The organism is Marinitoga arctica, assembly GCF_054657315.1.
Genome location: NZ_BAAHYY010000049.1, coordinates 1 through 6,804 on the forward strand (window position 1 = coordinate 1; position 6,804 = coordinate 6,804).

Annotated in this window: 4 protein-coding genes; all 4 read left to right on the forward strand. The window is 28.8% G+C overall.

Annotated elements, in window-relative coordinates; genetic code table 11:
• Window positions 1–153 precede the first annotated feature (153 nt).
• The 4 genes from ACYQ44_RS10010 (at window position 154) to ACYQ44_RS10025 (ending at window position 6,738) form a co-directional block, all read left to right on the forward strand.
• Complete coding sequence (locus tag ACYQ44_RS10010) at window positions 154–1,350, forward strand: DUF438 domain-containing protein (protein ID WP_459997081.1); 1,197 nt, start codon at window positions 154–156, stop codon at window positions 1,348–1,350.
• Between the two features lie 26 nt (window positions 1,351–1,376).
• Complete coding sequence (gene hcp, locus ACYQ44_RS10015; protein ID WP_459997085.1) at window positions 1,377–3,038, forward strand: hydroxylamine reductase; 1,662 nt, start codon at window positions 1,377–1,379, stop codon at window positions 3,036–3,038.
• A gap of 286 nt (window positions 3,039–3,324) precedes the next feature.
• Window positions 3,325–4,704 (forward strand): mercury(II) reductase, encoded by a 1,380-nt coding sequence (gene merA / locus ACYQ44_RS10020; RefSeq protein ID WP_459997083.1) that lies wholly within the window; start codon window positions 3,325–3,327, stop codon window positions 4,702–4,704.
• A 267-nt stretch (window positions 4,705–4,971) separates the two neighbouring features.
• Window positions 4,972–6,738, forward strand: coding sequence for an alpha-amylase (locus ACYQ44_RS10025; RefSeq protein ID WP_459997087.1), 1,767 nt, complete (start codon window positions 4,972–4,974; stop codon window positions 6,736–6,738).
• Window positions 6,739–6,804: the final 66 nt, after the last annotated feature.

The following is a 6,804-nucleotide window of genomic DNA, read 5'->3' on the forward strand; positions in this document are numbered from 1 at the left end:
TTAATATTCTAACTCAGACATTTTTATATATAAAATTTTTATGAAATTTAAGTAAAAATATTTTGGTGTAACATAGGTTACAGACATATAGGATAAAAAAGGTTATAATTAATATGTATCAAAAGTAAAAAATTCACAAAGTGGGTGATGGGAATGAGTGAACTATTTAATAAAAAAGAATATTTAAAAAACTTAATTAAAAGAGCAAATAAAGAAAAAGATAATGAAGAATTAAAAAAAGAACTTCAAAAAACAATAAAAGAACTATCAGCAGAGGACGTTGCGTTAGTAGAACAAGATTTGATGGATAATGAAGGAATTACCATCGATCAAATTCAATCAGTTTGTGATGTACATCTTGAATTATTTAAAGAATACATAGATAAAGAAAAAATAGATGTAGAACCATGGCATCCAATATATATTTTGATGAAGGAGCATGAATTTATAATAAAGACTACAGAAAAAATAAGAGATATAGCAAAAAATATAATGAATAAAAAATCAATTCAGGAATCGTTTCCTTTGTTAATGAAATTAAATATATATTTAGACGACTTAATGGCAGCAGAAAATTATTTTTTAAAGGAAGAAAATGTTTTATTTCCGTACATTGAAAAACATGGAATAACTAAACCGCCAGCAGTAATGTGGAAAGAGCATGATCAAGTGCGTGAAATAAGAAAAGAAATAGTATCAATAAAAGAAAAAAGGAATTTTGAAGAAATAAAAAACAAATTTTATAGTTTAGCATTACAATTACAAGAGTTTTTTATGAATCATGTTCATAAAGAGCATTCTGTATTATTTCCAACATCTTTGAAATTAATAAGTGAAGATGAATGGAGAGAGATAAGAAGTCAATTTGATGAGATTGGATATTGTGGATTTGATCCAGAACCAATGAAAATAGAAAGAAAAAATGAAAGCAAATTAATCGAAGGGAAAGTAAAGCTGCCTAGTGGTGAATTAACTATTGAACAATTAAAATATATGTTAAATACTTTACCTATTGATATAACTTTTGTTGATTCAAATGATGAAGTAAAATATTTTAGTGAATCAAAAGAAAGAATATTTGTTAGAAGTAGAGCAATTATAGGCAGAAAAGTTCAAAATTGTCATCCTCAAAAAAGTGTTGATATAGTAAATAGAATAGTGAGTGATTTTAAATCAGGCAAAAGAGATAATGCGGACTTCTGGTTAAAACTTGGAGAGAAATATGTATATATAAGATACTTTGCAGTACGTAATGAAAAAGGAGAATATCTTGGAACTTTAGAAGTAACACAGGACATAGCGCCTATAAAAGAAATAACGGGTGAAAGACGAATTTATGACGAAAATTAAAATATTATGGAGGTGTTATTATGGGTATGTTTTGTTATCAATGTGAGGAAGCTGCAAAAGGTGTAGGATGTACAACAATAGGAGTATGTGGTAAAAAACCAGAAATAGCTAATTTACAGGATATGTTAATATGGGTAACGAAAGGGTTATCCTATTGGGCTTTAAAAGCAAAAGAATATGGTGTTAAAGACGATGAGGCTAATTTGTATGTTGCTGAAGCATTATTTAGCACAATTACTAACGTTAATTTTTCAGTAGAAAGAATGGTTGAATTTATTGATAGAGCAATAAAATTAAGAGAAAAAGTAAAACATTTATTTTTAGATGCATATGCAACTAAAGAAGGGAAACCATTTGATGAAAAAGTTCCAGAAGCTGCAGAATGGTATAAACCAGGTGGTGCAGAAATATATGAATTAAAAGGAATGGAAGTTGGTGTTTTATCAGACAAAGATGAAGATATTAGATCATTAAAGCAATTATTGATATATGGGTTAAAAGGTGTTGCTGCATATACTGATCATGCTTATGTTTTAAAATATGCAAATGACGATATATTATATTTCATACAAAAGGGATTAGTAGAAACATTGAGAGAAGATATTACAGTAGATGAATTAGTTAATCTAGTATTAGAAGCAGGAAAATATGCAGTAGAAGCTATGGCATTATTAGATAAAGCAAATACTTCTACATATGGGAATCCAGAAATAACAGAAGTTTATACTGGAACATATAATGCACCTGGTATATTAGTAAGTGGCCATGATTTATTAGATTTAGAAGAATTATTAAAACAAACAGAAGGCACGGGTATAAAAATTTACACACATGGTGAAATGTTACCAGCACACGCATATCCTGAACTAAAGAAATATAAACATTTAGCAGGGAACTTTGGAGGATCTTGGTGGAGACAAGATAAAGAATTTGAAGAATTTGGCGGAGCAATCTTAATGACGACAAACTGTTTAGTTCCACCAAAAGAATCATACAAAGATAGAGTGTTTACAACAGGATTGGTTGGTTTTGATAAGTTAACACATATTCCAAATAGAACAGATGGAAAACCAAAAGATTTCTCACCAGTTATAAAGAAGGCATTAGAATTAGGACCAATTCCTGAAAGAGAAGGGAAAAAGTTAATTATAGGATTTGCACATGAACAAGTATCTCAATTAGCAGATAAAGTAATAGATGCAGTTAAAACAGGAGCAATAAAGAAATTCTTTGTAATGGCAGGTTGTGATGGCAGACATAAGGAAAGAGAATATTATACAGAATTTGCATCTAAATTACCAAAAGATACAGTTATTTTAACAGCAGGATGTGCAAAATATAGATATAATAAATTAGATTTAGGAGATATTGGTGGAATACCAAGAGTATTAGATGCAGGTCAATGTAATGATTCTTATTCATTAGTTGTAACAGCATTAAAATTAAAAGAAGCATTCGGATTAGAAGATATAAACGAATTACCAATTGAATATAATATAGCTTGGTATGAACAAAAAGCAGTAGCAGTATTATTAGCATTATTATACTTAGGAGTAAAAGGAATAAAATTAGGTCCGAAATTACCAGCATTTGTTTCGCCAAATGTATTGAAAGTATTAGTTGATAATTTTGGAATAAACCCAATTAATACAGTAGAAGAAGATTTAGAATTTTTCTTGAATAAATAATTAAATAAAAATAATTACCCCTCTTTGAATTTCAGAGGGGTATTTTTGTTGTTAATAATATTATATCTTATTTTATTTCTATGCGCCTTACTTATTAGACAGAACTGTTTATAGTAAGATCATTTTTTTACTCATCTAATCCCCAATAATCAAAAATTCCACTAATAGACGAAATTTTAATAAAGAGTAAATGAAAACTTAACAAAAACCAAACAAATAAGAGATAAAATTATTTTACCCCTATTATATAGGGAAGGATAACAATATTATGAAAGAAGGGAATATTATGAAATATGATTTGATTATTATTGGTGGTGGAGCAGCAGGTTTTGCAGCAGCTATAGAAGCAGATTCTAAAAATAAAAAAACATTAGTTATAAATGATAATAAAGAAGTAGAAATTGGAGGAACTTGTGTAAATGTAGGGTGCTTTCCAACTAAACATATGCTGTTTAAAGCAGAGCTTGTGTATAAAATTTTAAATAATAATTTTGATGGTATTGAAGCAAATGTAAAAATAGATTTTTCGAAAATAATTGAAGAAAAAAATAAACTTGTTTTAAATGCAAGAGAAGAAAAATATAAAAAAATTTTAGATAATTTGAAAAATGTTAATTTTATAAATGGTAAAGCACGATTTATAAATGATAATACTATTATAGTAAATGGAGAAAAATTATCTGGAGATAAATTTTTAATTGCAACCGGTTCAAGGACATTTATACCCCAGATAAAAGGTTTAGAAGAAATCGAATATTTAACGAATAAGAGCGCCTTAGAATTGAAAGAAATACCTAAAAAATTAATTGTTATAGGAGCAGGAGCTTTAGGATTAGAATTTGCTCAAATGTTTTCTAGATTCGGATCAAGAGTGACTGTTTTAGAGTCAACTGATAACATTATGGGAGCGATTGATATAGATTTTGAAAAATTATTATATAAATACTTTAAAGAAGAAGATATTAAAATTATAAGAAAAGCAAAAATAAGAGAAATTGTGAATAAAAAAATAATACTTGAAAGTAATGAAGAACTTGAATTTGATAAGCTTTTAATAGCAGCTGGTAGGATTCCAAATACATCTAATTTAGGATTACAAAATACAAGTGTTAAACTCGGAGAAAGAAATGAGATAGAGGTTGATAAATATTTTAAAGCTGCTCAAAATATTTGGGCTGCAGGAGATGTAATAGGTGGTCTTATGTTAGAAACTGTTGCGGCAAAAGAGGGACACTTAGCTGTTTTCAATATGTATAATGATACAAAACAAACAATAGATTATGATTTGGTACCATCAGTAATATTTACTGATCCTCAATTTGCAACAGTAGGTATAACTGAAAAGGAAGCTAAAAAAAGAAATATAAAATTTAGATGTAATTTTGTTAAGTTAGAAAATTTACCAAAGGCTATAGCTATAAAAGATACTAAAGGAGCTATAAGAATTATTATAGAAAACAGTACAGAAAAGATTTTAGGAATTCAATTAATGTCACCTTTAGCGGGTGATATAATTCATGAAGCAACTATGATTATAAAAAATAAAATGACTATTAAAGATGTTATAGATACAATTCACGTATTTCCTACAATGTCAGAAATAATAAAGCTTGGAGCTCAGGATTTTAAAAGAGATATCTCAAAAATGAGTTGTTGTGTAGAATAAAAATATATTGTTTGATATAAAAATCCTCTCAATATAATTTGAGAGGATTTTATGTTATTAATATAAAAAAAAATAAATTATTAATTATTAAATATAAAAATCGTGATTTTTCTAAAATTTTCTTTTGATTATTATAGTTTTAAAAATATATTACTAAAAGTATAATAGTATGGGATGGGAAAAAATTAGGGAGGTATGAAAGTGAAGAACTACATGAAGGTTTTTGTTTTCATTATTTCTATTTTGTTGATATTCTTTACAGGTTGTATGAAACAAGCTGATGTTGATTTTACAAATACTTCTAACTCAACTACTATGGTCAAAGGCGAATGGACTCAAGCATATTTTAGAGGAACTCCAAATGATTGGGGAACTATATTAATGCAAAAAGTTGGTCTTCACACATGGGAGATAATAATTAAATTTAATGATGGTGATGGTTATGGAGCTCCTCGATTTAAAATAGACCATTATGGCGATTGGTCAGAAAGCTATCCTGCAACAGATTATGAAGTACAACCATATACTACTTATAAAATCACTTTTTATGATGATACACATCAAATAATAGTTCAAGAATATACTAGTCCATTAAACGGTGTAATATTGCAAGCATTTCAATGGTATCTTCCAGAGTATGATGAAGGTACTCAGAGTGGATTATGGAATGAACTTTCTGAGAAAATGCCGAATTTAGCTTCTATGGGAATAAGTGCATTATGGCTTCCTCCTGCATATAAAGGGCAAGCAGGTAAAAGTGATGTTGGTTATGGAGTTTATGATATGTATGATCTTGGTGAATTTAATCAAAAGGGAACTATTGCAACAAAATATGGAACTAAAGATCAATATTTAAATGCAATAAACACCGCACATACATACAATATACAAGTATATGCAGATGTAGTATTTAATCATAGAATGGGAGCAGATGGCACAGAGTGGGTAAATGCATATAAAGTTTCCTGGAATGATAGAAATTATGTTCTTGAAAATAAAGATATAAAAGCTTGGACAGTTTTCGATTTTCCCGGAAGAGCTAATAAATATTCTGATTTCAAATGGAGGTGGTACCATTTTGATGGAGTTGATTGGGATGAAAATACTCACGAAAATGCAATTTTTCGATTTAATAGCACAGGGAAAGCTTGGGATTGGGAAGTAGATACAGAAAATGCAAATTATGATTATTTAATGGGTGCAGATTTAGACATGGAACACCCTGAAGTGATTCAAGAATTAAAAAATTGGGGGAAATGGTATGTTGATTTTACAAAAGTTGATGGATTTAGATTGGATGCTGTAAAGCATATAAAATTTGACTTTTTCAACGATTGGTTGGATTATATGAGAAGTACAACAGGAAAAGAATTATTTACTGTTGGAGAATATTGGAGTACAGATATAAATAAATTAAATAATTATATAACTACAACAGGTGGTAGAATGTCGTTGTTTGATGTGCCTTTACATCAAAATTTTCATGATGCTTCAAATGCAGGTGGATATTATGATATGAGGAATATATTCAATGGAACTCTTGTACAATCTAATCCTGTAAAAGCAGTAACATTTGTAGAAAATCATGATACTCAACCTGGCCAATCATTATATTCTTCAGTTCAAGATTGGTTTAAACCATTAGCATATGCAATGATTTTATTAAGAAGAGATGGATATCCATGTGTTTTTTATGGAGATATGTATGGTGCTCCTGATATAACTGCTCAATATGATACTATAAAAAAATTAATTGAAGCAAGAAAAAATTATGCATATGGCGAACAATACGATTATTTAGACCATTGGGATGTAATAGGTTGGACTAGATTAGGAGATTCAAATCATCCAAAATCAATGGCAGTGATATTAACCGATGGCCCAAGTGGAAGTAAATGGATGTATGTTGGAAAGAAAAATGCTAAATTTGTTGATTATTTGGGTAATAGAAGTGACGTGATATGGTCAAATTCGGATGGATGGGCTGAATTTAAAGTAAATGGAGGATCAGTTTCAGTTTGGGTAGAATATTAAGTCAAAAAAATTTTAGAATACTTTGATAATATAAAACGACTCCTAATCTCAGGAGTCGTTTTATGC